This is a genomic window from Streptomyces sp. NPDC046716 (assembly GCF_040645755.1).
GTDB lineage: Bacteria > Actinomycetota > Actinomycetes > Streptomycetales > Streptomycetaceae > Streptomyces.
On sequence record NZ_JBEYYU010000092.1, the window covers coordinates 1 to 25,630 of the forward strand.

The following is a 25,630-nucleotide window of genomic DNA, read 5'->3' on the forward strand; positions in this document are numbered from 1 at the left end:
TCCCCGCGCCCCTGAAGCGAGCTTCGCTCGCCCAGGGGAAGGCGCGCGCAGCGCATGCCTTCAGGGGCGCGGGGAACTGCGCGACCAGCCACGACGGGACCGGCAGCCCCTACTCGGCCGCAACCGTCGCGGCGAACCCGAGACGGAAGAGCGCCCCGCCCCCGGCGGCGCGCTCAGCCGTGAGGCTCGCCCCGTGGGCCTCGGCGATCTGGCGGGCCATCGCCAGACCGAGCCCGGACCCGGGCAGCGCCCGCGACGCCTCGGCCCGGTAGAAACGGTCGAAGACATAGGGGAGGTCCTCCGGCGCGATCCCGGGCCCGTGATCGCGCACCGTCAGCTCCCCCGGCGACAGCACGACCTCCACCCCGGCCCCCGCCGGACTGAACTTGGCGGCGTTCCCCAGCAGATTCGCCAGCAACCGCGACAACCGCGCCGGCACCCCCGGCAACGTCACCCCCGCCGCCCCCGGCACCACGGTCAGCGAGAACGGCACCCCGGGCCAGTGCGCCCGCGCCGTCTCCACGGCATGCGCGACGAGCGGCGCGAACGCCACCTCCTCGACCAGCGCCGTCGGCTCCTCGTCACGGGCCAGCTCGATCAGGTCGTTGACCAGCGACGTGACCTCATGGATCTGCCGCCCCAGCGCGGCCGAGGCCCGCTCACGCTGAGCGGCCGTCAACCGCTCACCCCGGGACAGCAGTTCGGCATTGGTGCGCAGCGCGGTCAGCGGCGTACGCAACTCGTGCGAGGCGTCCGCGACGAGCCGCCGCCGGGCCGCCACCGAGTCCTCCAGCTCGCCCAGCATGGTGTTGAACGAGACGGCGAGCCGCGCCACCTCGTCCCCGCGCCCCGGCGGCACGTCGATGCGCGTACGGGCGTCGCGCGTCGCCGCGATCCGCTCCGCCGTCGCCGTCAGCCGGGCCACCGGAGCGAGCCCGCGCCGCGCGATCCCGTACCCGCCGAGCGCCGCGAGCACCACACCGGCCACGCTGATCGCGGCGAACAGCGCGGTCGCCTGCCGCACCCCCTTCTCCGTGGTGTCCGACCGCAACGCCACCTGGAGCGCCCGGCCCTTCCCCGCCGTGTACGGGGTGGTCAGCATCCGCACCGGATGCCCCTGGAGCGTGAGGTCGGTGTAGTACGGCGCGTGCGTGCCGGCCGCGACGGCGCGGGCCGTGTCCGAGACGGGCAGCAGGTACGACGAGCCCGAAGGATCGTCCGCCGCGTCCGCCGGGACCAGCTGCGCGCAGGCCGGCGCCGCCAGATAGCGGCACTCGCCGGAGAGCACCCCGGGCGGCTCGTCCCGGTTCTGCTGGGTGGCCAGCGTCGCCGCCTGGGCGAGCTGGAGATCGAGCTGGTGGCCGAGCTCGTACCGGATGACGGCGTACGCGGCCGAACACACGCCCACCGTGATCAGCGCGACCGTGGCGCAGGCCAGGAGGGCGAGCCGGGTGCGCAGCGGCAGCCGGGCCGGGCCGGTCACGGCGTGCCCAGGCGGTAGCCCACGCCGTGCACCGTGTGCAGGAGTCGCGCCTCCCCGGCGGTCTCCAGCTTGCGCCGCAGATACCCCACGTACACGGCGAGCGAGTTGGAGTCGGGCCCGAAGTCCCGCCCCCACACCGCCTCCTGCACGACCTCGCGGGGCAGCACCTGCCCGGCGTTGCGCACCAGGACCTCCAGGAGCGCGAACTCGGTCCGGCTGAAGTCGATGGTCCGCCCGCCGCGCCGGCCCGTGCGGGTCGCCGGGTCGATGACCAGGTCCCCGTACGCGAGCGGGGTGTCCGGCTCCGGCTCGGGAGCCGCCCGCCGCAGCAACGCCCGCACCCGCGCGGCCAGTTCGTCGAGTGCGAACGGCTTGACCAGGTAGTCGTCGGCGCCCGCGTCGAGCCCGTCCACCCGCTCGCTGACCGAGCCGAGCGCGGTCAGCACCAGCACCGGGGTGCGGTCCCCCACGGCGCGCATCCGGCGGCACACCGCGAGCCCGTCGAGCACCGGCATCCGCACGTCGAGGACGACCACGTCCGGCTCGCTGCGGGCCAGCGCGGTCAGCGCCCGCTGCCCGTCCGCCGCCGCCGTGACCAGGTAGCCCTCCACGGTCAGCGCGTCCGCGACGGCCGAGCGCACCTCCGGGTCGTCGTCCACCACCAGGATCCGGGCCGGGGCGGGGCTGTTCGCTGTCGTCATGGCACAAAGGTGCCAAATCCGGCTCTTAAAACCCTCTTAGGCCGCCCCGCGACGCTCTACCGTCATGCGAACACCTCTCTCCGTCGTCATCGGCGCGGGCGGCACCGGCGGCCACATCTATCCCGGACTCGCCCTCGCCGACGCGCTGCGCCGGGCGGTCCCGGACGCCGTGATCTCGTTCGTCGGCACCGAACGCGGCCTGGAGACCCGGCTGATCCCCGACGCCGGGTACCGGCTGCACACCGTCGACATGATCCCCTTCGACCCGTCGCTCGGCGCCCGCCGCTATCTGCTGCCCGCCGCCCTGCTGAAGTCCGGCGGCCAGGCCCGGGCCGTCCTGCGCGAGCAGGGCGCCCACATAGCGGTCGGCATGGGCGGCTACCCGAGCGCGCCGGTGATCGTCGGCGCCCGGATGGCCGGCCTGCCCAGCCTCATCCACGAGTCCAACGCCGTCCCGGGCCGCGCCAACCGCTTCGCCGCCCGCCTCACCCCGCACATCGCCGTCGCCTTCGACCGCAGCAGGGCCCACCTGCCCGGCGGCACCCGGGCGCTGACCACCGGCATGCCGATCGCCGCGTCGCTCGCCGCCCTCGACCGCACCGCACCGCGCGACGGGGCGCGCCGCGCGCTGGGCGTCCCGGACGGCGCCCGGCTCGTCCTCGTCAACGGCGGCAGCCTCGGCGCCGCCCGGCTGACCGAGGCGGCCGTCGGGCTCGCCGCGCGCTGGCGCGGCCGCACCGACGTCCACCTCCTCGTCAAGACCGGGCCCGCCGCCCTGGAGGAGACCCGGCGCCGCCTGCTGGGCACCCCGGCCGCCGCCGTCCCCTACCTCGACCGGATGGACCTCGCCTACACCGCCGCCGACCTCGTCGTCTGCCGGGCCGGCTCGGCGACCGTCGCCGAACTCGCCACCACCCGCGTCCCCGCCGTCCTCGTGCCCTACCCGCACGCGCCCGGCGACCACCAGACCCACAACGCGCGGGTCCTCTCCGACGCGGGCGCCGGCCTGCTCCTGTCCGACGGGGCCACCACCGCCGACGCCCTCGCCGCCCTCGTCGAGCCGCTGCTCGCCGACCCGCACCGGCTCGCCGCCATGTCGGCCGCCGCGCCCGGCGGCCCGCACGCCAGGGCCGCCGACCTCCTCGCCGACCACGTCATCCATCTCGCAGCACAGCACAAGGAGTTGCAGCACTCATGACCGACCACACCTGGACCGGACGCACCGTCCTCGTCACCGGCGCCGAGGGCTTCATCGGCTCCACGCTGGTGGACCTCCTGCTGGAGCGGGGCGCCCAGGTGCGCGCCTTCGTGCACTACAAGCCGTACGGCGACAAGGGCCACCTGGCGCACCTGCTCGACGATCCGCGCGTCGACGTGCTCGCGGGCGACGTCCGCGACGCGGGGCGGGTGTCCGAGGCCGTCGCCGGCTGCGACACCGTCTTCCACCTGGCCGCGCTGATCGGCATCCCGTACTCGTACGACTCGCCCGGCGCCTACGTCCAGACGAACGTCGTCGGCACCGAGAACATCGCCGAGGCCGCGCGCCGGCACTCCGTACGGCGTCTCGTGCACACCTCCACGAGCGAGGTCTACGGCACCGCGCTGACCGCCCCCATCTCCGAGGAGCATCCGCTCCAGCCGCAGTCGCCGTACTCCGCGTCGAAGATCGGCGCGGACATGATGGCGCTGTCGCACTGGCACGCTTTCGAGTTGCCGGTGACCGTGGTGCGGCCCTTCAACACCTACGGGCCGCGCCAGTCCGCGCGGGCCGTGATCCCGACGATCCTGGCCCAACTGCACTCCGGGGCACGGGAGATCAGGCTCGGGTCGCTCACGCCGACCCGCGACTTCACGTACGTCACGGACACCGCGCGCGGGTTCCTCGCGGTCGCCGAGTGCGAGGCCGCGCTGGGACAGGTCGTCAATCTCGGCACCGGGCAGGAGATATCGATCGGCGAGCTGGCCCGGGAGCTGATCGTCGCCTCGGGGCGCGAGGCGCGGGTCGTGTCGGATCCGGCCCGGATGCGGCCCGCCGGCAGCGAGGTCCAGCGGCTGCTCTCCGACAACCGCCGGGCCCGCGAGTGGTCCGGCTGGAGCCCCGAGGTCTCCTTGTCGGAGGGCCTGAAGAACACCTCGGCCTGGATAGCCGACAACCTCCACCTCTTCGCCCCGGAGCGCTACCAGGTCTGACCCCCGTCTGCCCCACGGGCTCTTACCCCCGCCCGCGGCCCGGTGGCCGCTTCTCGCGCAGTTCCCCGCGCCCCTGAAGGCCTGCGCTGCGCGCGCCTTCCCCCGCTCCTGGGCGAGCGGAGCTCGCATCCAGGGGCGCGGGGAACTGCGCGAGAAGCGGCCACCGGCCGTCAGCCGACGTGCAACGCCATGACGTGAGCGACACCCGGCGGCGCTCCTAGTCGGACGCCGCCGCCAGCCCGCCCAGCAACAGCGCGGTGAAGCGCCGCACCCACTCCGAATCCACCGGCTCCGCACTCACCAGCGTCCGGTGCACCACGGCCCCGGCCGCGACATCGAAGATCAGGTCGGCGGTGGCCGCCGCGACACAGGGATCGGCCGCCACCGGCAACTCCCCGCGCCGCTCGGCCCGGGCCCGCCCCTCCAGCACCAATCGTTTCTGCCGATCCACGATCGAGGTCCGGATCCGCTCCCGCAGCGGAGCGTCCCGCGTGGACTCGGCGACCACCGCCATCAGCGCCGTCTTGGTCTCGGGCCGGTTCAGCAGCGCCGCGAACTGCAGCACCACACCCTCGATGTCGGCCGCCAGGGAACCTCTGTCGGGCAGTTCGAGTTCATCGAAGAGGACGGCGACCGCGTCGACCACCAGCTCGTTCTTGCCGGCCCACCGGCGGTACAGCGTGGTCTTCGCGACGCCGGCCCGCGTCGCCACGTCGCCCAGGGTCAGCTTGGACCAGCCGAGCTCCACCAGCGCCTCGCGCGTCGCCTCCAGGATCGCCCCGTCCACCGTGGCGGACCGGGGCCGGCCCGGGCGGCCCGTGGCGGAGGGAGTGCGGCTCTGCATGGACGCGACCATACCGGCCGGTAGGCAGGGAGCGGATCAACCGTTCCGGGTGAGCCAGATCACCGGAGAGTCCACCCCGCGCACCACCCATGACAGTTACGCTACGACTCGTAGCGAAAGCTCATACTCGTACGGTCTCCCGGATCTGCACCCCGGTCGGCCGCGACGAGCGGCAACCACTGGTGCCGGGTGGGGACCCGGCGCCGAATGCACCCGGCCGAGTCCGCTCCGCACACCTCGCAATCCGGCGGGAGGTGATCGGAGCCGGACCCGGCCCACAACGGTCCGCGGAAGGGGGAGACTGTACGCATGCAGCCACGGAACATGTCCATGAGCGGAGTCGTCGACCTCGCCGCGGTGAAGGCGGCCCAGGAGGCCAAGGCCAAGGCCGAGCAGGCCCGCGCCGAAGCGGCGCGGCAGGGCGGGGGCGGCGCGGTGTCGCCGTCGAGCCTCGTCATCGACGTCAGTGAGGCGGACTTCGAGCGCGACGTCCTGCAGCGCTCCACCGAGGTGCCCGTCGTCATCGACTTCTGGGCCGAGTGGTGTGAGCCCTGCAAGCAGCTCAGCCCGCTTCTCGAGCGCCTCGCCACCGAGTACAACGGCCGCTTCGTGCTCGCCAAGATCGACGTCGACGCCAATCAGATGCTGATGCAGCAGTTCGGGGTCCAGGGGATCCCGGCCGTCTTCGCCGTCGTCGCCGGGCAGGCCCTGCCCCTCTTCCAGGGAGCCGCCCCCGAGTCCCAGATCCGGGGCACCCTCGACCAGTTGATCCAGGTCGGCGAGGAGCGCTTCGGGCTCACCGGCATCACCGTCTCCGGCGATGCGGAGGGTGACGCACCGGTCGTGGAGGCTCCGGCCGGTCCGTACGACGCGCTGCTCGAAGCCGCCGTGCAGGCCCTTGACGCCGGCGACATGGCCGGCGCGGTCCAGGCGTACAAGAACGTGCTGTCGGACGACCCCGGCAACACCGAGGCCAAGCTGGGCCTCGGTCAGGCCGAACTGCTCCAGCGCGTCCAGGACCTCGACCCGCAGAAGGTGCGCGCGGACGCCGCGCAGAACCCCGGTGACGTGCGGGCCCAGGTCGCGGCGGCCGATCTGGATCTGGTCGGCGGCCATGTCGAGGACGCCTTCGGACGCCTCGTCGACACGGTGGCCCGCTCGGCGGGCGACGACCGCGAGACGGCGCGGGTCCGGCTGCTCGAACTGTTCGAGGTCGTCGGGGGCGACGACCCGCGCGTGACCACGGCGCGTACGGCTCTGGCCCGGGTTCTCTTCTGAGCCGCCAGTGACCTGTTCCTAAACACCACGGCATGTGGTGCCGGGGTGAAAGTTCTGTCCTCAGGGGCACACAGCGGCCGCGCTTTACCAAAACTTGGTAATCGCGGCCGCTGTTACTTGGAGTAAGTCAGAGCCCTTCTTCTGTCCGATTACGTGCCGGAATCAACCGTTCTGGTGGCCAGAGGGGCAGTACCCTGCGTCGCCGTCCGAGTCCGGGCGGTCGCGGCGCGGTTATCCGTCCGTTACCCGTGAGTAACGAACCCCCTTGTGCGAGCGCCGGGAATGCACCACGATCGGGCACGCTCGGTCCACTCCCCACTCGTCCGACAGCCAATCGGACTGCGGGGCTCAGGGGTCCCCACCGGGCAGGTCGGCGGTGAACCAGGGGAGCGCCGTCGGTCTATGGACAGGGGGGTCTCAGCCAGTCGGCTGGGCCTGTCCGGCAGGTTGCGCGTGATGGCTCAGGTGCGACCAGTGGTTGTCGCTCGGGGGTGATCGCCGGTGATCCGGGTGCGGTTGGTTTCATCCGTCCCCGATGCGGGCGCTCTCCTTCCCGAGGACGTAGCACTTCTCCCATCCCTGCCCGGCTGAGCCGCCGTAAGGGGCAGTCAGGGCCGGAGATGTACGTCCGAGAAGGAGGAACAGTCATGAATTCCATGATTCGTGGCGGAACCAGATGGAAGCGGTTCGCCGTAGTCATGGTGCCGAGCGTTGCGGCAACTGCCGCGATAGGCGTGGCCCTGTCCCAGGGTGCGCTCGCGGCATCGTTCAGTGTGTCGGGTCAGTCGTTCAAGGTGACGGCGGACTCTCTCGACGGTGACGGCTTCGTCCAGTACGGAGCCATCGACTCCGGCAAGACGGGTGCCCACCCCGTCGCCGTCGTCGGCATGAAGTCCGCGACGATCAACAACCTCTGCCAGTCGGTGGTTGTCCCGGTCCCGGTCTTCGGCGACGTGTCGATGAAGCTGTCGGCCGGTGCCGACAAGAACAACCCGGTCGAGGCCAAGACCCTCTACATCGACGCCGATGACCTGAAGGCCGACGCGACCTTCAAGAACATCGACATCGGTGTGGCGGCGGGTGACGCGGCCAAGGGTCCTGGCATCCACCAGGGCGACAAGGCCGACCCGAACTCGTTCGCCCAGCAGGCGGACTCGGTTCACTTCGAGAACGTCCAGCAGCGGGCGTGGGCCACCACCGCCGGCACCTTCAAGCTCTCGGGCCTCAAGATGAGTGTCAAGAAGGGCAAGCACGAGTGCTACTAGGCCACCTGGACCCGAACGTGGGTCCGAGGGCCGGCACTTGATGCGCTGAACGGTCGGGCGCGGGGACGCGCGGGGATCGCTCCGGCCGCCCCCGCGCCCGTCACCGGGCAGCGATCATCACCACGGAACAACGCCATTCCCGAGGAGCTGTACGACATGAGCGCCGAAGCGCACGCAGGATCGGGCAGCAAGCTTGATCACACGCGCCAATCGTTCCGAGGGTGGCGCGGTCAGCGCCCGTTCTGGGGTGGTCTGCTGGCCATCCTCGGCGGTATCCCGATCATGTACTTCCCGTACGCGAACCTGACCATCGGCTCCATGACGATCCGCATGGCGACGACGGCGGGCGCGGGATCGCTCATCATCGGCGTACTGCTGGTCGTGCTCGGTCTGACGATGTGGTTCCAGCCGCACTCCCGGGTGTTCGCGGGTGTCGCGGCGATTCTTCTCGCCCTTGTCTCTCTGGTGGTCTCCAACTTCGGTGGTTTCGTCATCGGCTTCCTGCTCGCCCTGATCGGTGGTGCCCTCGGCATCTCCTGGGCGCCGGCACGGCCTGGCGAGGGGACCGGGACGACGGCCGCGGCGGGCGGTGAGCACGCGGTGGAGCCCGACCTGGGAGCCCCCGTCGCGCCCCCGGTCGCGGGTGCCACCTACCGGGTCTCGGGCGCAATCGACGACGAGTCAGGGACGAGCCCGGACAACGGGACGAACGGGAGGCACCGTGCCGGCTGACGAGGTGCACCACGAGGACTCCTTCGGGGAGTCCCGTGCGAGAACCGGGCCGCGGCATGCAGCGCCGAGGAAGCATCTGTTCACCAGGCTGCACATGCCCGCGGGCAAGGCGATAGCCATCGCGGCCATGCCCACGGCCGTCCTCATGGGCTTCGGCCTCACGCCCACGCTCGCCGCGGCCAAGGACAATCCCACCGGGATCTCCGCGGACGACTACAAGGCGTGCGCGGACGCGGTCGAGGCACAGCAGGACGCCAAGGACGGCAAGGACACCACGGAGGCGACGCCGTCGCCGTCCGCCTCGGAGTCCAAGGACTCCCAGGACTCGAAGGCCGACGACGCCGACAAGTCCGGGGACGACAAGGCGGAGCCGACGCCGTCGCCCTCCGCCTCGGCGGACAAGGAGGCCGGCGGCTCCACGTCGTCCTCGGGGGCCGACTCCGGAGCCGGGGACGCGGCCACGCCGTCGCCCTCCGCGTCGGAGACCAAGAACCCGCTCGACCCGCTGGGCGTCGGTGACGCGCTCAAGGATCTCTTCACCCCGAAGGACAAGGAGTCGGCCAGCCCGACCCCGAGCCCGTCCGCCTCGGAGAGCAAGGCCACCGAGAAGGCCGGCGACGCGGTGAAGGACACGACCGACAAGCTGGGCGACACGGTCAAGGACACGACCGAGAAGGCCGGCGACGCGGTCAAGGGCGTCGAGAGCGAGGCCGACAAGGCGACCGACAAGGCCGCCAAGGCTCTGGAGGACGCCTCGTCGGCCACTCCGTCGCCGAGCTCCACCGAGCTGCCGGACGACTGCGAGGCGGCGACCGACAAGGCGGGTGCCAACGAGGACACGCCCGCACAGCTCCCGGACACCACCTGGAAGCTGCAGGCCAGCTCGCTCCTGCTCAAGGGCGCGGACTACAAGGGCCTGGTCGACGTCCGGATGGCCGACGGCACCACCAAGCGGGTCATGAAGTACATCATCTCCAACGGCACCGACATCGGTGATCTCCACCAGATCGCCTCGGGGCCGAACGGGAAGTACTTCCACATCCGCGCGGACAAGGGCTCCACGTCCACCATCCGCGACGGCAAGACGATCATGTACACGGAGGAGCTGTCGGGCAACCTGCTCGGGCTCATCCCCATGACGTTCAACGCCGACAACCCGCCGCCGATCAACCTGCCGATCCTGTACTTCACCAATGTGAAGGTCACGCAGGCCGCGCAGTTCGGCGGCACCCTGCACGTCCCCGGGCTGCACACCACGGTCGAGGACAGCTGACCGTACCGGCAAGAAGAACAGACCCTTCCGGGAGCCGCGCAAGAAACGAGGGCGCCCCCTGTCTCGTACAGGGGGCGCCCTCGGTGCGTGGTGCGGCGGGCGAGGCTACTTGCCGCCGCCCAGCTGGTGCACCCGGACCATGTTGGTGGTGCCGGGGACGCCGGGGGGCGAGCCGGCGGTGATGACCACGGTGTCGCCGTCGTTGAAGCGGGAGAGCTTCACCAGCTCGGCGTCGACCAGGTCGACCATCGCGTCGGTGGAGTCCACGTGCGGGACGACGTACGTCTCCACGCCCCAGGTCAGCGCGAGCTGGTTGCGGGTGGCCTCGTCGGTGGTGAAGGCGAGGATCGGCTGGCAGACGCGGTAGCGGGACAGGCGGCGCGCGGTGTCGCCGGACTGGGTGAAGGCGATCAGCGCCTTGCCGTCCAGGAAGTCCGCGATCTCGCACGCGGCACGGGCGACCGAACCGCCCTGCGTGCGCGGCTTCTTGCCCGGGACGAGCGGCTGCAGGCCCTTGGAGAGCAGCTCCTCCTCGGCCGCCCGGACGATCTTCGACATCGTCTTGACGGTCTCGATCGGGTACGCGCCCACGCTCGACTCGGCGGACAGCATGACCGCGTCGGCGCCGTCCAGGATCGCGTTCGCGACGTCGGAGGCCTCGGCGCGGGTCGGGCGCGAGTTGGTGATCATCGACTCCATCATCTGGGTCGCGACGATCACCGGCTTGGCGTTGCGGCGGCACATCTCCACGAGGCGCTTCTGCACCATCGGGACCTTCTCGAGCGGGTACTCGACGGCCAGGTCGCCACGGGCGACCATGATCGCGTCGAACGCCGCGACGACGCCCTCCATGTTGGCGACGGCCTGCGGCTTCTCCACCTTGGCGATGACGGGGACCCGGCGGCCCTCCTCGTCCATCACCTTGTGGACGTCCTTGACGTCGTTGGCGTCGCGCACGAAGGACAGGGCGACCATGTCGCAGCCCATCTTCAGGGCGAAGCGCAGGTCCTCGACGTCCTTCTCGGACAGGGCCGGCACGTTCACGGCCGCGCCGGGCAGGTTGATGCCCTTGTGGTCGGAGATGACGCCGCCCTCGATGACGATCGTCTTGACCCGCGGGCCCTCGACGTCCATCACCTTGAGCTCGACGTTGCCGTCGTTGATCAGTACCTGGTCGCCGCGCGAGACGTCGCCCGGCAGCCCCTTGTACGTCGTCCCGCAGATCGACTTGTCGCCCGGGACGTCCTCGGTGGTGATGGTGAACTCGTCACCGCGCACCAGCTCGACGGGGCCCTCGGCGAAGGTCTCCAGACGGATCTTGGGGCCCTGGAGGTCGGCGAGCACGCCCACGGCGCGGCCGGTCTTCGCGGCGGCGGCGCGAACACGGTCGTAGCGACCCTGGTGTTCGGCGTGCGTGCCGTGGCTGAAGTTGAAGCGGGCCACATTCATGCCGGCTTCGATCAGCGAGACGAGCTGCTCTTCGGAGTCGACGGCGGGGCCCAGCGTGCAGACGATTTTGGAACGGCGCATGGGGGCGATCCTATCGGTTTGTTTCGCTACGGAATATTCCGTCTGGCGGAATCTACAAATGGGCGGAGGGGCGCTCAGGCGTGGTGGTCACGGGCGTCCCCGACGAGCGCGTAGGTCTGCTGCGCGATCTCCAGCTCCTCGTCCGTCGGCACCACGGCCACGGCGACCCGGGCGTACTCCGGCGAGATGATCCGGGCCTCGTCGGAACGTACGGAATTGAGCTCGCCGTCGACCGCCAGGCCCAGCTCCTCCAGACCGGCCACCGCAGCTTCGCGCACCGGCGCCGCGTTCTCACCGACCCCGGCCGTGAAGGCGATCGCGTCCACCCGGCCGAGCACCGCGTAGTACGCGCCGATGTACTTCTTCAGGCGGTGGATGTAGATGTCGAAGGCGAGCCGCGCGGCCTCGTCGCCCTCGTCGATCCGGCGCCGGATCTCCCGCATGTCGTTGTCACCGCACAGCCCGACCAGACCGCTCTTCTTGTTGAGCAGGATGTCGATCTCGTCCGGGGACATCTTGCCCACCCGCATCAGATGGAAGATGACCGCCGGGTCGACGTCTCCTGAACGGGTACCCATCACCAGGCCCTCCAGCGGGGTGAGCCCCATGGACGTGTCCACGCACTCCCCGCCGCGCACGGCCGACGCGGACGCGCCGTTGCCCAGGTGCAGCACGATCAGGTTGACCTCGGACGGGTCCTTGCCGAGCAGCCCGGCCGTCTTGCGGGAGACGTACGCGTGCGACGTGCCGTGGAAGCCGTAGCGGCGCACCCGGTGCTCGTCGGCGGTGGCCACGTCGATCGCGTAGCGCGCCGCCGACTCCGGCATCGTCGTGTGGAACGCGGTGTCGAAGACGGCCACCTGCGGCAGGTCGGGGCGCAGCTCCATCGCCGTGCGGATCCCGGTCAGGTTCGCCGGGTTGTGCAGCGGCGCGACCGGGATGAGCCGCTCGATCTCGGCCAGCACGGCGTCGTCCACGACGGTCGGCTCGGTGAACTTCAGGCCGCCGTGCACCACCCGGTGGCCGATCGCGGCCAGCTCGGGGGAGTCCAGGCCGAGCCCGTCCGCCGCCAGCTCGTCGGCGACCGCGTTCAGGGCCTCGGCGTGGTCGGCGATGCGCCGGTTCTGCTCGCGGGCCGCGCCGCCGACGGCCAGCGGGGTGTGCTTGAGCCGCGAGGTCTCCTCGCCGATCCGCTCGACCAGGCCGACCGCGAGCCGTTCGTGGCTCGCCATGTCGAGGAGCTGGTACTTGACCGACGACGAGCCGGAGTTGAGGACGAGGATGCGGGTCGCTGTCACTGGGCGGGTGCCTTTTCGGTGGGGGTCTGGGCCTGGATCGCCGTGATGACGACCGTGTTGACGATGTCCTGCACGAGCGCGCCGCGGGACAGGTCGTTGACCGGCTTGCGCAGGCCCTGGAGGACCGGGCCGACGGCGATCGCGCCGGCCGACCGCTGCACGGCCTTGTAGGTGTTGTTGCCGGTGTTGAGGTCGGGGAAGATCAGCACGCTCGCCTGCCCGGCGACCTCGGAGCCGGGCAGCTTGGTGGCGGCCACCGATGGCTCGACGGCCGCGTCGTACTGGATCGGGCCCTCGATCTTCAGCTCGGGGTGCCGCTCCTTGACGATCCCCGTGGCCTCGCGGACCTTGTCGACGTCGGCGCCCGAGCCGGAGGTGCCCGTCGAGTACGACAGCATCGCGATCCGCGGGTCCACGCCGAACTGCGCGGCGGTGGCGGCGGACTGGGCGGCGATGTCGGCGAGCTGCTGCGCGTTCGGATCCGGGTTCACCGCGCAGTCGCCGTAGACGAGGACCTTGTCGGCCAGGCACATGAAGAAGACGGAGGACACGATCGCGGCGTCCGGCTTGGTCTTGATGATCTCGAAGGCCGGGCGGATGGTGGCGGCCGTGGAGTGCACCGACCCCGACACCATGCCGTCGGCCAGGCCCTCCTGGACCATCAGCGTGCCGAAGTAGTTCACATCGGCCACGACGTCGTGCGCCAGCTCGACGGTGACCCCCTTGTGGGCGCGCAGCTGCGCGTACTCCTGGGCGAACCGGTCCCGCAGCTCGGAGGTGGCCGGGTCGATCAGCTCGCTGTCGCCGAGGTCGACACCGAGATCGGCGGCCCGCTTGCGGATCTGCTCGACCGGGCCGAGCAGCGTCAGGTCGCACACGCCGCGCCGCAGCAGGACGTCCGCCGCGCGCAGCACGCGCTCCTCGGTGCCCTCGGGCAGCACGACGCGCCGCTTGTCCGAGCGGGCCTGCTCCAGCAGCTTGTGCTCGAACATCATCGGCGTCAGCCGGTCGGAGGAGGGCGCCTGGATGGTGCGCAGCAGGGCCGCCGTGTCGGCGTACCGCTCGAACAGGCCGAGCGCGGTCTCCGCCTTGCGCGGCGTCGCCGCGTTCAACTTCCCCTCCAGCGCGAAGAGTTCGGCCGCGGTGGGGAAGGAGCCGCCGGACACGGCGACGACGGGGGTGCCGGGCGCGAGCCGGTCGGCCAGCTTCAGGATCTCCTCGCCGGGCCGCTCGTCCAGGGTCAGCAGCACCCCGGCGATCGGCGGGGTGCCGGCGCTGTGCGCGGCCAGCGAGCCCACCACCAGGTCGGCGCGGTCCCCGGGGGTGACGACCAGGCAGCCCGGGGTCAGCGCGTTGAGGAAGTTCGGCAGCATCGCGCCGCCGAAGACGAAGTCCAGGGCGTCCCTGGCCAGGCCCGAGTAGTCGCCGAGCAGCACCGTGCCGCCGAGCGCGTGGGTGATCTGGGCTACGGTCGGCGCGGAGAGCGCGGCCTCGTCGGGCAGCACGTAGCAGGGCACCGGAAGCCGGTTGCCCAGACGCTCGTCGATCTCGTCGCGGTCCTCGGGGCGGACCCGGTTGGCCACCATCGCGAGGACGTCGCAGCCGAGGCCGTCGTAGGCGCGGAAGGCGTTGCGGACCTCGGCGCGCACCGACTCGGCGGTCTGCTTCTTGCCGCCGACCACCGGGATCACGGATGCGCCGAACTCGTTCGCGAGCCGGGCGTTGAGGGCCAGCTCGTCGGGGAGCTGGGTGTCGGCGAAGTCGGTGCCGAGCACCAGGACGACGTCGTAGTCCCGGGTCACCGCGTGGAACCGGTCGACCAGCAGCGACACCAGCTCGTCGGTGCCCTGCTCGGCCTGGATCGTGGACGCCTCGGCGTAGTCCATCCCGTAGACGCTCGCCGGATCCTGGGAGAGCCGGTAGCGGGCCCGCAGCAGATCGAAGAGCCGGTCGGGGCCGTCGTGGACCAGTGGCCGGAAGACTCCCACCCGGTCGACCTGGCGGGTCAGCAGCTCCATGACTCCCAGCTCGACGACCTGCCGGCCATCGCCCCGGTCGATTCCGGTCACGTACACGCTGCGCGTCACGCGGGCTCTCCGTTTCCTCCACAGGCCCCCTGAGCAGGACCGGAGGGTCCGCACCCGGAGCCAGACATGGCCATATCGAAAGCTGTGCCCTCTTGACAATACCTCCGGAGATGGCTAGGTCGCCCGCCGGACAAAGGGCCTGAACTCCAGGGTCTCAGTGCCCGTCCCGGGAGTGACGAACCGCCTCTCCTCCGGCCGCGCGAACGCGTTGTCGCGCGGAGCGTGGAAGAATCGCAGTGGCTCAGACGAACCAGAAGCGAGCAGGAGACACAGCACGATGCGCATCGGAGTTCTCACCGCAGGCGGCGACTGTCCTGGTCTGAACGCAGTGATCCGGTCGGTCGTGCACCGAGCGGTCACGCACTACGGAGACGAGGTCATCGGCTTCGAGGACGGTTACGCGGGCCTGCTCGACGGCCGCTTCCGCCCGCTGGATCTGAACGCGGTCAGCGGCATCCTCGCCCGTGGCGGCACCATCCTCGGATCGTCCCGGCTTGAGCGCGACCGCTTCCGCGCGGCGTGTGACAACGCCAAGGAGCTGATGGACAAGAGCAGCCTCGACGCGCTCATCCCGATCGGCGGCGAGGGCACGCTGACCGCCGCGCGCATGCTCTCCGACGCGGGCGTCCCGGTGATCGGCGTCCCGAAGACGATCGACAACGACATCTCCTCCACCGACCGCACCTTCGGCTTCGACACGGCCGTCGGCGTCGCGACGGAGGCGATGGACCGCCTCAAGACCACCGCCGAGTCCCACCAGCGGGTCATGGTCGTCGAGGTCATGGGCCGGCACGCGGGCTGGATCGCGCTGGAGTCCGGCATGGCCGGCGGCGCCCACGGCATCTGCCTGCCCGAGCGCCCCTTCGACCCGGCCGACCTGGTCAAGATGGTCGAGGAGCGGTTCTCGCGCGGCAAGAAGTTCGCCGTCATCTGCGTCGCCGAGGGCGCGCACCCGCAGGACGGCACGATGGACTACGGCAAGGGCGCCATCGACCAGTTCGGCCACGAGCGCTTCCAGGGCATCGGCACCGCGCTCGCCTACGAGCTGGAGTCGCGCCTCGGCAAGGAGGCCCGTCCGGTGATCCTCGGCCATGTGCAGCGCGGCGGCACCCCGACAGCGTACGACCGCGTCCTCGCCACCCGCTTCGGCTGGCACGCCGTGGAGGCCGCGCACCGCGCCGAGTACGGCAGGATGACCGCGCTGCGCGGCACCGACATCACGATGGTGCCGCTCGCCGAGGCCGTCACCGAGCTGAAGACCGTGCCGAAGGACCGCATGGACGAGGCCGAGTCGGTCTTCTAGGACCCACGCCCCGGCCCCGCTACCGATAGCGGATCCTGGACCAGAACTCGTCCAGGATCCGCTCCATGAAGTCCCGCCCGGCGTCCCCCGACCCGGACGAGCCGCCGCCGCCCCAGCTCAGCGTCGCGGCCATCAGCGCCTGGTACTCCAGGTGCATCTCGTGCAGCACGTCCTCCAGGTCCCGTCTGGCGACGGGGATCAGCCGGCTCAGCGGCTTCGTGTACGCCTGCCAGCGCGTCGTCGCCGCCCGGCGCAGCAGCTCCGCCAGCTGGTCGTCCCGCCCGGTGACGGTGGCGAAGGCGCGCGGAGCGAGCCGCAGCACCTCGGAGAGCGCCGACGACTGCCGTTCGGTGCCCCGCCAGTCGCCCGTCTCCTCCATCCGCAGATACGAGTGGATCTCCAGACCCACGAACCGCGCCACGTCCTCCGGGGCGAGCCCGAGCGCGAGCCGGTGCTCCCGCAGCGTGCGCGGCGCGCCGATGAGTTCGCCCGGGGAGCACCACAACGCCCCGGCCAGCGCGGTCAGTTCACCGGCGGTCGGGGTCGCGTCGCCGTGCTCCCAGGCGATGATGATCTCGGGGGTGATGTACGCCAGCCCGTAACTGGCGCGCATGCCGTACGCGACATGGCCCGGGGCCATCCCCAGCGCCTCACGGAGGCGTCGGGCGGCGGGGGCGTTGAACGGCGGGGTCGGCTGGTTCGCCGGAGCCTTGTGCTGCACGGCCACAAAGTAGGGGGCGAACGCCCGCTTGGCTACGGTGCGTTCGCACTCCGTGACATGTCGTAGGAACGTACAGGTGCCGAGGGGTGCCCGGCGACGGATCCCGGGGCCGGGGTCAGCCCTTCACCGCGCCGCCGAGCGCGAAGCCGCCGCCGAACCGCCGGGACACCAGGACGTAGAGCAGGATCACCGGCGTCGAGTAGATGATCGAGAACGCCGCGAGCTGTCCGTAGACGACCGTCCCGCGGTTGCCGAAGAAGTCGTTGATGCTGACCGACGCCGGCATCTGGTCGGGGGAGAGCAGCAGCATGAACGGGACGAAGAAGTTCCCCCACATCATGGCGAAGCAGAAGACCGTGACGACGGCGATGCCGGGTCCCATCAGCGGCAGCACGATCCGCACCAGCGACTGGAAGGTGCCCGCCCCGTCGGTCCAGGCCGCCTCCTCCAGCTCCTTCGGCACCCCGTCCATGAAGTTCTTCATCAGCCAGACGGCGAAAGGGAGTTGGGACGCGGCGAAGAAGTAGATCGTGCCCGCCATCGTGTCGATCAGGTTCACCTGCACGAAGAGCGCGTACACCGGCACCATGACCGCGGTGATCGGCAGACACGTCGCGAACAGGATCGTGGTCAGGTACGGATTGTTCAGCCGCGAGCGGTGGCGCGAGAGCGGATACGCGGCGAGCGCCGCGCACGCCACCGTCAGGGCCGTCGCCCCGCCGCACAGGATCAGGCTGTTGAGCAGCGGGGTGAACGTGATGTCCGGGGTGAGCACCGCGTCGAAATTGCCGAACGTGGCGTGCGCGGGCCACTTCACCCGCAGGTTCGCGTCGGCGTCGAGCGAGGAGAGGACCACCCAGGCGAGCGGCAGCCCGAAGGCGACGAGGACGACGGCGAGCGCCGCGTCGGCGGTGAGCCGGTTGCGGGTGGTGCGGCGGGTCACGGGTGCCTCCGTCTCACGGTTCTGAGCGCAACAGGCGCATGTAGACCACCGAGAACAGGGAGCCGACGACCAGGAGGAGCAGGGCGACCGCGGTGCCGTAGCCGATCATGCTCTTCTGGAACGCCTGCTCGTACATGAACAGCGGGAGGGTCTGGCTGTGGTTGCTGGGCCCGCCGCGGGTCATCACCCAGATCAGGCCGAAGACGGACAGGGTCTGCAGCGTGTTCAGCATCAGGTTCGTGCCGATGGAGCGCCGGATCATCGGCAGCGTGACGTGCCAGAGGCGCTGCCAGGCGTTCGCGCCGTCCACCTCGGCGGCCTCGGTGATCTCGGCCGGGATCTCGTCGAGCGCCGCCGAGTAGACGAGCATCGAGAACGCGGTGCCGCGCCACACGTTCGCGAACGACACCGCCAGGATCGGCAGCGTGAACAGCCAGTTCTGGGCGGGGAGTCCGAGCTGGTCGAGGATCGCGTTGAGGGTGCCCTCGCGGCGGAAGAACGCGTACAGCAGGAACCCGGCGACCACCTCCGGCAGCACCCAGGCCGTGACGACGACGGCGCCGGTGACTGTGCGCACCGGTTTCGACGCGCGCTTCATCAGCGCCGCGAGGGCCAGGCCCAGGGTGTTCTGGCCCACGATCGACGACAGGAACGTGAAGACGAGGGTGAGCCTGACCGCGTTCAGGAAGGCGTCGTCGTGGAACGCCTTCGCGAAGTTGTCGAAGCCGACGAAGGAGGAGGCCGCCTGGCCGGTGAGCTGGAGGTCGGTGAAGGCGATGTAGACGCAGTAGGCGATGGGGCCGGCCAGGAAGAGGGCCATGACGATCGTCGCCGGGGCCAGGGGGAGGGCCCGGAGCAGGGCTCGCCCCCTGGGCGGGGTTCTTCCTGCGGGGACCCCCGCCCCCTCAAGGCCGCGTGACAACCTTGCCGTCCGCTGCCGTCTTCAGCTGGTCGTCGTACGTGGCCGCCGCCTTGTCCACCGAGGCGTCGCCGGTCGTCACCGACTCCATGGCCTCCTGGATCGCCGTCGACACCTTCGGGTACGCGGGATAGGCGGGCCGGTAGTGGGTCGAGGCCACCAGGTCGGTGAAGAACTCGATGCCGGGCTGCGCCTTCACGTACGCGGGGTCGGCGGCCACGTCCTTGCGGACGGCGATGCCGGAGTTGGCGATGTACCAGCGCCGGGCGTTCTCCTTCGTCTGCATCGTCTTGATGAAGTCGAAGGCGAGGTCGGGGTTGGCCGCCTTGGCGGGAATGGCCCAGGTCCAGCCGCCGGACATGGAGACCTTGCCGGGCGCCTGCCCGTTCCGGGTGGGCATGTGGGCGAGGCCCAGCTTCTGCGACCACTCGGGCCAGGCGTGGCCGGCGCCCTCGATCCAGTCCTGCGGGAGCCAGGAGCCGTCGAGGTCGATGCCGATCTTGCCCTTGGGCAGGAGTTCACCGCGGACGGTGGTGCCGATGTTCGGGTCGAGCGCGTCGGAGACGTCGGGGCCGAGCTTCTCCTTGTAGACCGTCTCGACGAACGACAGGCTGTCCCGGAACGCCTTCGACCCGGCGATCCACTTCTGCGAGGACTTGTCGTAGAGCGGATCGGCGGTGCCGTCGCCCGTGCCGTACAGCAGCATCTCGAAGCCCTGCATCGTGGACTGCTCGCCGCCCGCCTTGCCGGTGTAGAGGTTCAGCGGGATGACGCCGGGGACCTTCTTCTTGATGGTGCGGGCGGCGTCGAGGAGCTCGTTCCAGTTCTTCGGCTGCCAGGGGGTCTTGATGCCCGCCTTCTTCAGGACGGCCTTGTCGTACCAGAGGCCACGGGTGTCGGTGCCGTCGGGAACGCCGTATGTCTTGCCGTCCTGGCCCTTCGCGGCGCTCTTCGCGGTGTCGATGAACTGGTCCCAGTCCGACCACTTGCCGAGATACGCGTCCAGAGGTCTCAAGTACCCGCTGGTGATGTCGGAGTTGACCAGGAACGTGTCCTCGTAGACGAGGTCGGGCGCCGTCCTGGGGGAGCGGAGCATCTGCTGGAGCTTCGTGTAGTACTCGGCGTCCGGTGCCTTGATCGGGACGAGCTCGACCTTCTTGCCCGGGTTGGCCTTCTCGAACTGTTTCTTCATCGCGGTCAGGTAGGTGTCCGGGACCTTGCTCATGTTGTCCGTGGACTGCTTGTACGAGACCTTCACGGTGTTCGCGTCGCCGCCGGATCCACCGCCGCACGCGGTGAGGGTTCCGGCGGCCAGGAGCAGGACGGTGGCGGTGAGGAGCGGGGCGGTGGGGCGCACGGGCACGACCTCCTACGGACCGTCGCGGGCTGCGTTGCCGCGCGTGGCTGCCCGTGAACGTACGGTCCGGTTCGGAGCAGGGTCAATGGGTGTGCAGGGGTCGTGGGAGGGCTCCCGGATGACGTCAATTACTTAGGTAAGGCTAACCTAAGCTAGTCTTGCGGTGGCGCCACAACGTGCCCACCTGTAAAGGAGATTGACGCAGCATGCCTCGAATCACCCCCAGGATCCGTCGCTCCGCCGCCCTCGTGGTGGCCCTCGTCGCGGGCGGCGCCCTCGCCCCCGCCGCGCACGCCGCCGGCGGCGCCGCCTCCTCCGCCCCCGTCACCAAAGGCCTCTACCAGTCGGCGTACTCCGAGCGGAACCACGCCCTGTGGACCACGTCGGCGGTGGGCCGCCCACCGGTGACGACCTCCGCGCTCACCCGCCTGAACCCGGACACCCTCGCCGTCGAGGCCACGTACACGCCGCCCGTCACCGACACCGCCACCGGCGCCGTCGAAGCGGTCTACGGCATCGCCGTCGACGACGAGCACAACACCCTCTGGGTCACCAACACCCGCGACAACAGCGTCGCCGTCTACAGCCAGCGCGACGGCCGCCACCTCGCCACCCTCCCGAACGTCGCGCACGCCCGCGAGATCGTCGTCGACGAGCGGCACGACACCGTGTGGGCCTCCGGCTTCGGCGACGGCAGCATCGTCGCCTTCGACAGCCGTACGTACCAGGAGAAGAAGCGCGTCACCGTGGACGGCGCCGGGCCGACCGGCCTCGCCGTGAACGGGCGCACCGGCACCGTCTACGCCGCCGACCTCACCAACGACCAGCTCATCGAGGTCACCCGCAGGTCCGCCACCCCGCGCCTGATCCCGACCGGCGACGGCCCGATCTCGGTCTCCCTCTCCGCGAACGGCCGCACCGCCTACACCGCCGACAACACGGCCGGCGCCGTCGACGTCATCGACCTCGACAAGGGCATCGTCACCAAGTCCGTGCCGACCGGCGCCGGTCCGCTCTCCGTGGCCACCGACACCCGCTCCGGCAAGGTCGTCGCCGTCAACCGCACCGACGCCACGGCCACCGTCGTCGACCCGCGCAAGGGCACCGTCGTCAAAACCGTCCCGACCGGCGCCAACCCCAACCACGTCGAGATCGCCCACGGCACGGCCTACGTCGTCGACAAGTCCGCCTCCTCCCCGACCGGCGCCGACACGGTGACCCGCTTCCGGGTGAAGTAGCCCTTCGTCGCACAGTTCCCCGCGCCCCTGATGGCCGCAGGCCTTTCAGGGGCGCGGGGAACTGCGCGACCAGCCCCCACCGGCCCGCACCCACAGACGAAGCCCTACTTCCAGGTATAAACCAGCTCAGGCCGCCCCACCTGCCCGTACTGCGGACTGCGCCCAGCCCGCCCCGACTCCACCAGATGCTCCAGATACCGCCGAGCGGTGATCCGCGAAATCCCCACGACCTCGGCGGCCGAAGCCGCGGTGACCCCCTCGGGCGCGGCCTCCCGCAACGTGAGAGTCACCCGCTCGAGCGTCGGCCCGCTCAACCCCTTCGGCAGCGCGGCAGGCGCCGGAGACCGCAGATTGGCCAGCGCCCGATCCACCTCGTCCTGCCCGGCCGCCTCCCCACTACTGGTCCGGTACTCCGCATACCGCACCAGACGGTCCCGCAGCGTCGCGAAGGTGAACGGCTTCAGCACGTACTGCACCACCCCCAGCGACACCCCCTCCCGCACCACGGCCAGATCCCGGGCCGACGTCACCGCGATCACATCGGTCTGATGCCCGGCGGCCCGCAACGACCGCGCCAGCGCCAGACCGTGCCCGTCGGGCAGATGCAGATCGAGCAGGATCAGATCGACGGCGACCCGGTCCAGCGCCCGCCGCGCCTCCGCCGCGGTGTGCGCCCGCGCGACCGTGACGAACCCGGGCACCCGGTCGACGTAGAGCGTGTGCGCATCGGCCGCCACCGGATCGTCCTCGACGACCAGGACCCGGATGTCACTCATGACGTACTGCCTTCCACATCGGACGTCGGGCCGGAACCACGCGGACCCGGCACGCCCACGGCGAACGGCATCCGCACGGTGAACGCGGCGCCCCCGCCCGCGTCCCGGTCCAGAGCGAGCGTCCCGTGCCCGCGCGCCACAGCCTGCCGTACGAGAGCCAGCCCGAGCCCCCGACCCCCGGGCCCGGCCGGCTTGGTCGACCAGCCGCGCTCGAACACCGCGTCGGCATGCTCCGGATCGACCCCGGGCCCCGAGTCCGCCACCCGCAGCAGCAGCCCGTCCGCCTCCGTACGCGCGGTGACGGTGACCCGCGCCCGCGGCGAACCCTGCGCCGCGTCGACGGCGTTGTCGATGAGATTGCCGAGCACCGTGACGAGATCCCGCGCCGACAGCACCCCGAGCGCCCCGGCCGGCCCCTCCTCGACCTCCTCGACCCGGGTGTCACCGGAGACGACCAGCTCGACACCGCGCTCATTGGCCTGCGCGGCCTTGCCGAGCAGCAGCGCGGCGAGCACCGGCTCGCTCACGGCACCCACCACCTGGTCGGTCAGCGCCTGCGCCAGTTCCAGCTCGGCGGTCGCGAACTCGATCGCCTCGTCCGCCCGCCCCAGCTCGATCAGCGACACCACGGTGTGCAGCCGGTTCGCCGCCTCGTGCGCCTGCGACCGCAACGCCTGCGTGAACCCCCGCTCGGAGTCCAACTCACCCATCACCGACTGGAGTTCGGTGTGATCGCGCAGGGTCACGACGGTGCCGCGCCGCTCCTCGCTGGTGACCGGCGACGTATTGACGACCACGACCCGGTCGGCGGTCAGATGCAGCTCGTCGACCCGCGGCTCGGTGGCAAGGAGCGCCCCGGTCAGCGGCGCGGGCAGCCCCAGCTCGGCGACGGACCGTCCGACGACCTCCTCGCCGTCGCCCACCCCGAGCAGCACCCGCGCCCCGTCGTTCATCAGCGCCACCCGCCGCTGCCCGTCGAGCATCAGCAGACCCTCGCGCACGGCGTGCAGCGCGGCCTGGTGGTAGGCGTGCATCCGGCTCAGCTCACCGGCGTTCATCCCGTGCGTGTGGCGCCGCAGCCGCGCGTTGACGACGTACGTCCCGATGCCGCCGACGATCAGCGCGGCCCCCGCGACCCCCGCCACCGCGAGCACCTGCCCGCGCGCCTGCGCGGTGATCTCGTCGATCGTTATCCCCGCGCTGACGAGCCCGACGACCCGCCTCTGACGGTCGTACACCGGAGTGACCACCCGCACCGAAGGCCCGAGCGTCCCCGTATAGGTCTCCGAGAACGTCCGCCCCTTCAGCGCCGGCCCGATGTGCCCGAGGAACCGCTGCCCGATGTACCGGGTCGTGGGGTGCGTCCACCGGATCCCGTCCGTGTTCATGATCGTCACGAAGTCGACGCCGGTGTGCCGCTGCACGTCGCGCGCGTACGGCTGCAGCCGCACCGTCGGATCCGCGTCCCCGGTGATCGCGTCCCGCACCGAATCGGCGTCGGCGACCGCCGTCGCCGCGGCAGTCGCCTGCCGCCTGGCCGACGTCTCCGCCTGCCTCTTGTCACTGAGGTACGTGAACAGCGCGCATCCCGCGACCACGGCGGCGACGAGCACGACCTGCATCGCGAAGAGCTGGCCGGCCAGGCTGCGGGGGCGGGGAAGACGCAAGGAGCGCATGCGGTCAGTCTGCCCGTCGGTTCAAGCGGGAACTAAATGAACGGAAGGGTGACGGTGCTCACGGCCCGGGAGATAGTCACCGGGATCCGCAGCCGCAGGACGTGAGCCGCACGCACTGCCGAGTCCGGGACAAGCCCAGTACGCCGACGCCGTCGTCAGCAGCCAGGAGGGAACCGTGGCCGAGAACGGGACCGCGACCACCGACCAAGCCCCGCAGCCCGCGAAGCCCGCCGCGAAGCGGGACCGCACGCACTACCTGTACATCGCCGTCATCGTGGCGGTCCTCCTCGGCGTCGCCGTCGGCTTCATCTGGCCCGACTTCGCCACGGAGCTCAAGCCCATCGGCACGGGCTTCGTGAACCTGATCAAGATGATGATCTCGCCCATCATCTTCTGCACGATCGTCCTGGGCGTCGGCTCGGTCCGCAAGGCCGCCAAGATCGGCAAGGTGGGCGGTCTCGCCCTCGGCTACTTCATCGTGATGTCGATGGTGGCGCTGGCCATCGGCCTGATCGTCGGCAACATCCTCGACCCCGGCAGCGGCATGCACCTCACCGATGCCACGAAGGACGTCGGGCAGGCGGCGGCCAAGGACGCGAGCGAGGGCCCGGTCGACTTCGTCCTGGGCATCATCCCGACGACCCTGGTCTCCGCCTTCACGGAGGGCGAGGTCCTCCAGACCCTCCTGGTCGCCCTCCTCGTGGGCTTCGCCCTCCAGGCGATGGGCCGGGCCGGCGAGCCGGTGCTGCGCGGCATCGAGCACATCCAGAAGCTCGTCTTCCGCGTCCTCGGCATGATCATGTGGGCCGCCCCGATCGGCGCGTTCGGCGCGATGGCCGCCGTCATCGGCGAAACGGGCGTCGACGCCCTCAAGGCACTCGCCACCATCATGATCGGCTTCTACGTCACCTGCGCGCTCTTCGTCGGCATCGTGCTGGCCGCGATCCTGCGCATGGCGACCGGCTTCAACATCTTCGCCCTGCTGAAGTACCTGGGCCGCGAGTTCCTGCTCATCCTCTCGACCTCGTCCTCCGAGTCGGCGCTCCCGCGCCTGATCGCGAAGATGGAGCACCTCGGCGTCTCCCGCCCGGTCGTCGGCATCACCGTCCCGACCGGCTACTCCTTCAACCTCGACGGCACCATGATCTACCTGACCATGGCGTCCCTCTTCATCGCCGATGCCATGGACCAGCCGATGAGCGTCGGCCAGCAGATCGGCCTGCTCCTCTTCATGATGATCGCGTCGAAGGGCGCGGCCGGTGTCTCCGGCTCCGGCATCGCGGTCCTCGCCTCCGGTCTCCAGTCGCACAAGCCGGGCCTGGTCGACGGGGTCGGCCTCATCATCGGCATCGACCGCTTCATGAGCGAGGCCCGCGCCCTGACGAACTTCGCGGGCAATGCGGTGGCCACCTTGCTGATCGGCTGCTGGACCGGAGAGGTGGACCGCGACCGGGTCAAGCGGGTCCTCGCCGGCGACCTCCCCTTCGACGAGCGCACCCTCCTCGACTCCGGCACGGACACCCCTCGCGAGGAGGTCCCCACAGCGCGCGAAGGCGGCACGAAGGAGCCCGTCAAAGCCTGAACGACTGCTCAGAACACCGCTCTGACCTGCGGCGGGGCCCGTGCGAACACACGCACGGGCCCCGCTTTTGTACTACCGGCGCAGGTGGCGTAGAGTCCTGCGAGTTGTCCGGGCCACCACGGCTGCGGACAGCACCTCCGCCGCTCACGCGGCACCCCACCACCAGCACGATCTCCCTCCGGGATTGATTTCGGCGCGCCCGAATTCACATTCCACCTCGATTAGTCATCGAAGAGGGAATCCGCTAAAGTCTGGGACGTCGGAACGGCCCAACAGCCGGAAAGACAAAGCCCGCTGACTGGGAATCAGGCCCGAAAGGATCTGATAGAGTCGGACTCGCCGGAAAGCCGAAAGGCCGGAAAGCGAAGCAAGACCCCGAGGAAATCGGCCGGTAAAACGGTCTGATAGAGTCGGAAACGCAAGACCGAAGGGAA

Annotated in this window: 21 protein-coding genes; 9 read left to right on the forward strand and 12 right to left on the reverse strand. The window is 70.7% G+C overall.

Annotation, left to right across the window (positions count from 1 at the left end; translation table 11 throughout):
• Positions 1–109: 109 nt before the first annotated feature.
• Together ABZ930_RS38650 and ABZ930_RS38655 are read right to left on the reverse strand one after the other, a co-directional pair.
• Positions 110–1,483 carry a HAMP domain-containing sensor histidine kinase gene (locus ABZ930_RS38650; protein ID WP_361559274.1) on the reverse strand — a complete coding sequence of 458 codons (1,374 nt, stop codon included), beginning with the start codon at positions 1,481–1,483 and terminating at the stop codon, positions 110–112.
• Positions 1,480–2,184 (reverse strand): response regulator transcription factor, encoded by a 705-nt coding sequence (locus ABZ930_RS38655; RefSeq protein WP_361559277.1) that lies wholly within the window; start codon positions 2,182–2,184, stop codon positions 1,480–1,482. Before ABZ930_RS38655 ends, ABZ930_RS38650 begins: the two co-directional genes overlap by 4 nt.
• Before the next feature lie 64 nt (positions 2,185–2,248).
• Here ABZ930_RS38655 and ABZ930_RS38660 point away from each other — a divergent pair, with 64 nt between their 5' ends.
• Complete coding sequence (locus ABZ930_RS38660; RefSeq protein ID WP_361559280.1) at positions 2,249–3,382, forward strand: UDP-N-acetylglucosamine--N-acetylmuramyl-(pentapeptide) pyrophosphoryl-undecaprenol N-acetylglucosamine transferase; 1,134 nt, start codon at positions 2,249–2,251, stop codon at positions 3,380–3,382.
• The gene (locus ABZ930_RS38665) at positions 3,379–4,374 is read left to right on the forward strand and encodes a GDP-mannose 4,6-dehydratase (protein ID WP_361559283.1); all 996 of its coding nucleotides are present in this window, start codon (positions 3,379–3,381) and stop codon (positions 4,372–4,374) included. Before ABZ930_RS38660 ends, ABZ930_RS38665 begins: the two co-directional genes overlap by 4 nt.
• A gap of 217 nt (positions 4,375–4,591) precedes the next feature.
• Here ABZ930_RS38665 and ABZ930_RS38670 read toward each other — a convergent pair whose 3' ends face one another.
• Positions 4,592–5,218, reverse strand: a complete 627-nt coding sequence (locus tag ABZ930_RS38670; RefSeq protein WP_361559286.1) for a TetR/AcrR family transcriptional regulator — start codon at positions 5,216–5,218, stop codon at positions 4,592–4,594.
• 309 nt (positions 5,219–5,527) lie between these two features.
• On the opposite strand from ABZ930_RS38670, the gene ABZ930_RS38675 reads away from it, so the two are divergent.
• From ABZ930_RS38675 to ABZ930_RS38690, 4 genes are all read left to right on the forward strand, one after another.
• Positions 5,528–6,496: a tetratricopeptide repeat protein gene (locus ABZ930_RS38675; RefSeq protein WP_361559289.1), complete on the forward strand. Its 969-nt coding sequence runs from the start codon at positions 5,528–5,530 to the stop codon at positions 6,494–6,496.
• 647 nt (positions 6,497–7,143) lie between these two features.
• Entirely contained in the window at positions 7,144–7,761 is a 618-nt protein-coding gene (locus ABZ930_RS38680; RefSeq protein WP_361559292.1) for a DUF6230 family protein, read from the forward strand.
• A gap of 156 nt (positions 7,762–7,917) precedes the next feature.
• The gene (locus ABZ930_RS38685) at positions 7,918–8,493 is read left to right on the forward strand and encodes a DUF6114 domain-containing protein (RefSeq protein WP_361559295.1); all 576 of its coding nucleotides are present in this window, start codon (positions 7,918–7,920) and stop codon (positions 8,491–8,493) included.
• Entirely contained in the window at positions 8,483–9,766 is a 1,284-nt protein-coding gene (locus ABZ930_RS38690) for a hypothetical protein (protein ID WP_361559298.1), read from the forward strand. Before ABZ930_RS38685 ends, ABZ930_RS38690 begins: the two co-directional genes overlap by 11 nt.
• A gap of 105 nt (positions 9,767–9,871) precedes the next feature.
• Here ABZ930_RS38690 and pyk read toward each other — a convergent pair whose 3' ends face one another.
• The 3 genes from pyk to pta all read right to left on the reverse strand — a co-directional run bounded on the left by pyk (position 9,872) and on the right by pta (position 14,681).
• Complete coding sequence (gene pyk / locus ABZ930_RS38695; protein WP_361559301.1) at positions 9,872–11,296, reverse strand: pyruvate kinase; 1,425 nt, start codon at positions 11,294–11,296, stop codon at positions 9,872–9,874.
• A gap of 74 nt (positions 11,297–11,370) precedes the next feature.
• Positions 11,371–12,594: an acetate kinase gene (locus tag ABZ930_RS38700; protein ID WP_361559304.1), complete on the reverse strand. Its 1,224-nt coding sequence runs from the start codon at positions 12,592–12,594 to the stop codon at positions 11,371–11,373.
• Positions 12,591–14,681 (reverse strand): phosphate acetyltransferase, encoded by a 2,091-nt coding sequence (gene pta, locus ABZ930_RS38705; protein ID WP_361559307.1) that lies wholly within the window; start codon positions 14,679–14,681, stop codon positions 12,591–12,593. The genes ABZ930_RS38700 and pta overlap by 4 nt, the downstream gene beginning before the upstream one ends.
• Before the next feature lie 277 nt (positions 14,682–14,958).
• Between pta and ABZ930_RS38710 the strand changes: the two genes are divergently transcribed.
• Positions 14,959–15,984: an ATP-dependent 6-phosphofructokinase gene (locus ABZ930_RS38710; protein WP_361559310.1), complete on the forward strand. Its 1,026-nt coding sequence runs from the start codon at positions 14,959–14,961 to the stop codon at positions 15,982–15,984.
• A gap of 19 nt (positions 15,985–16,003) precedes the next feature.
• On the opposite strand, the gene ABZ930_RS38715 is transcribed toward ABZ930_RS38710, so the two are convergent.
• The 4 genes from ABZ930_RS38715 to ABZ930_RS38730 form a co-directional block, all read right to left on the reverse strand.
• Positions 16,004–16,705, reverse strand: coding sequence for a helix-turn-helix transcriptional regulator (locus tag ABZ930_RS38715; RefSeq protein WP_361559313.1), 702 nt, complete (start codon positions 16,703–16,705; stop codon positions 16,004–16,006).
• Positions 16,706–16,820: 115 nt separating this feature from the next.
• Positions 16,821–17,648, reverse strand: a complete 828-nt coding sequence (locus ABZ930_RS38720; protein ID WP_361559316.1) for a carbohydrate ABC transporter permease — start codon at positions 17,646–17,648, stop codon at positions 16,821–16,823.
• Positions 17,649–17,661: 13 nt separating this feature from the next.
• Positions 17,662–18,468, reverse strand: a complete 807-nt coding sequence (locus tag ABZ930_RS38725) for a sugar ABC transporter permease (RefSeq protein ID WP_361559319.1) — start codon at positions 18,466–18,468, stop codon at positions 17,662–17,664.
• 85 nt (positions 18,469–18,553) lie between these two features.
• Positions 18,554–19,924, reverse strand: a complete 1,371-nt coding sequence (locus ABZ930_RS38730; protein ID WP_361559322.1) for an extracellular solute-binding protein — start codon at positions 19,922–19,924, stop codon at positions 18,554–18,556.
• Positions 19,925–20,130: 206 nt separating this feature from the next.
• Between ABZ930_RS38730 and ABZ930_RS38735 the strand changes: the two genes are divergently transcribed.
• A complete protein-coding gene (locus ABZ930_RS38735; protein ID WP_361559325.1) occupies positions 20,131–21,162 on the forward strand; it encodes a YncE family protein in 1,032 nt (343 codons plus the stop codon).
• 104 nt (positions 21,163–21,266) lie between these two features.
• Here the strand turns inward: ABZ930_RS38735 and ABZ930_RS38740 are convergent, their stop codons facing one another.
• Both ABZ930_RS38740 and ABZ930_RS38745 read right to left on the reverse strand, forming a co-directional pair.
• On the reverse strand, positions 21,267–21,938 hold the full coding sequence (locus ABZ930_RS38740; protein WP_361559328.1) for a response regulator: 672 nt from the start codon (positions 21,936–21,938) through the stop codon (positions 21,267–21,269).
• Positions 21,935–23,614, reverse strand: coding sequence for a sensor histidine kinase (locus tag ABZ930_RS38745; RefSeq protein WP_361559331.1), 1,680 nt, complete (start codon positions 23,612–23,614; stop codon positions 21,935–21,937). The genes ABZ930_RS38740 and ABZ930_RS38745 overlap by 4 nt, the downstream gene beginning before the upstream one ends.
• A gap of 175 nt (positions 23,615–23,789) precedes the next feature.
• On the opposite strand from ABZ930_RS38745, the gene ABZ930_RS38750 reads away from it, so the two are divergent.
• Complete coding sequence (locus tag ABZ930_RS38750; protein ID WP_361559334.1) at positions 23,790–25,196, forward strand: cation:dicarboxylase symporter family transporter; 1,407 nt, start codon at positions 23,790–23,792, stop codon at positions 25,194–25,196.
• The last annotated feature ends 434 nt before the right edge of the window (positions 25,197–25,630 follow it).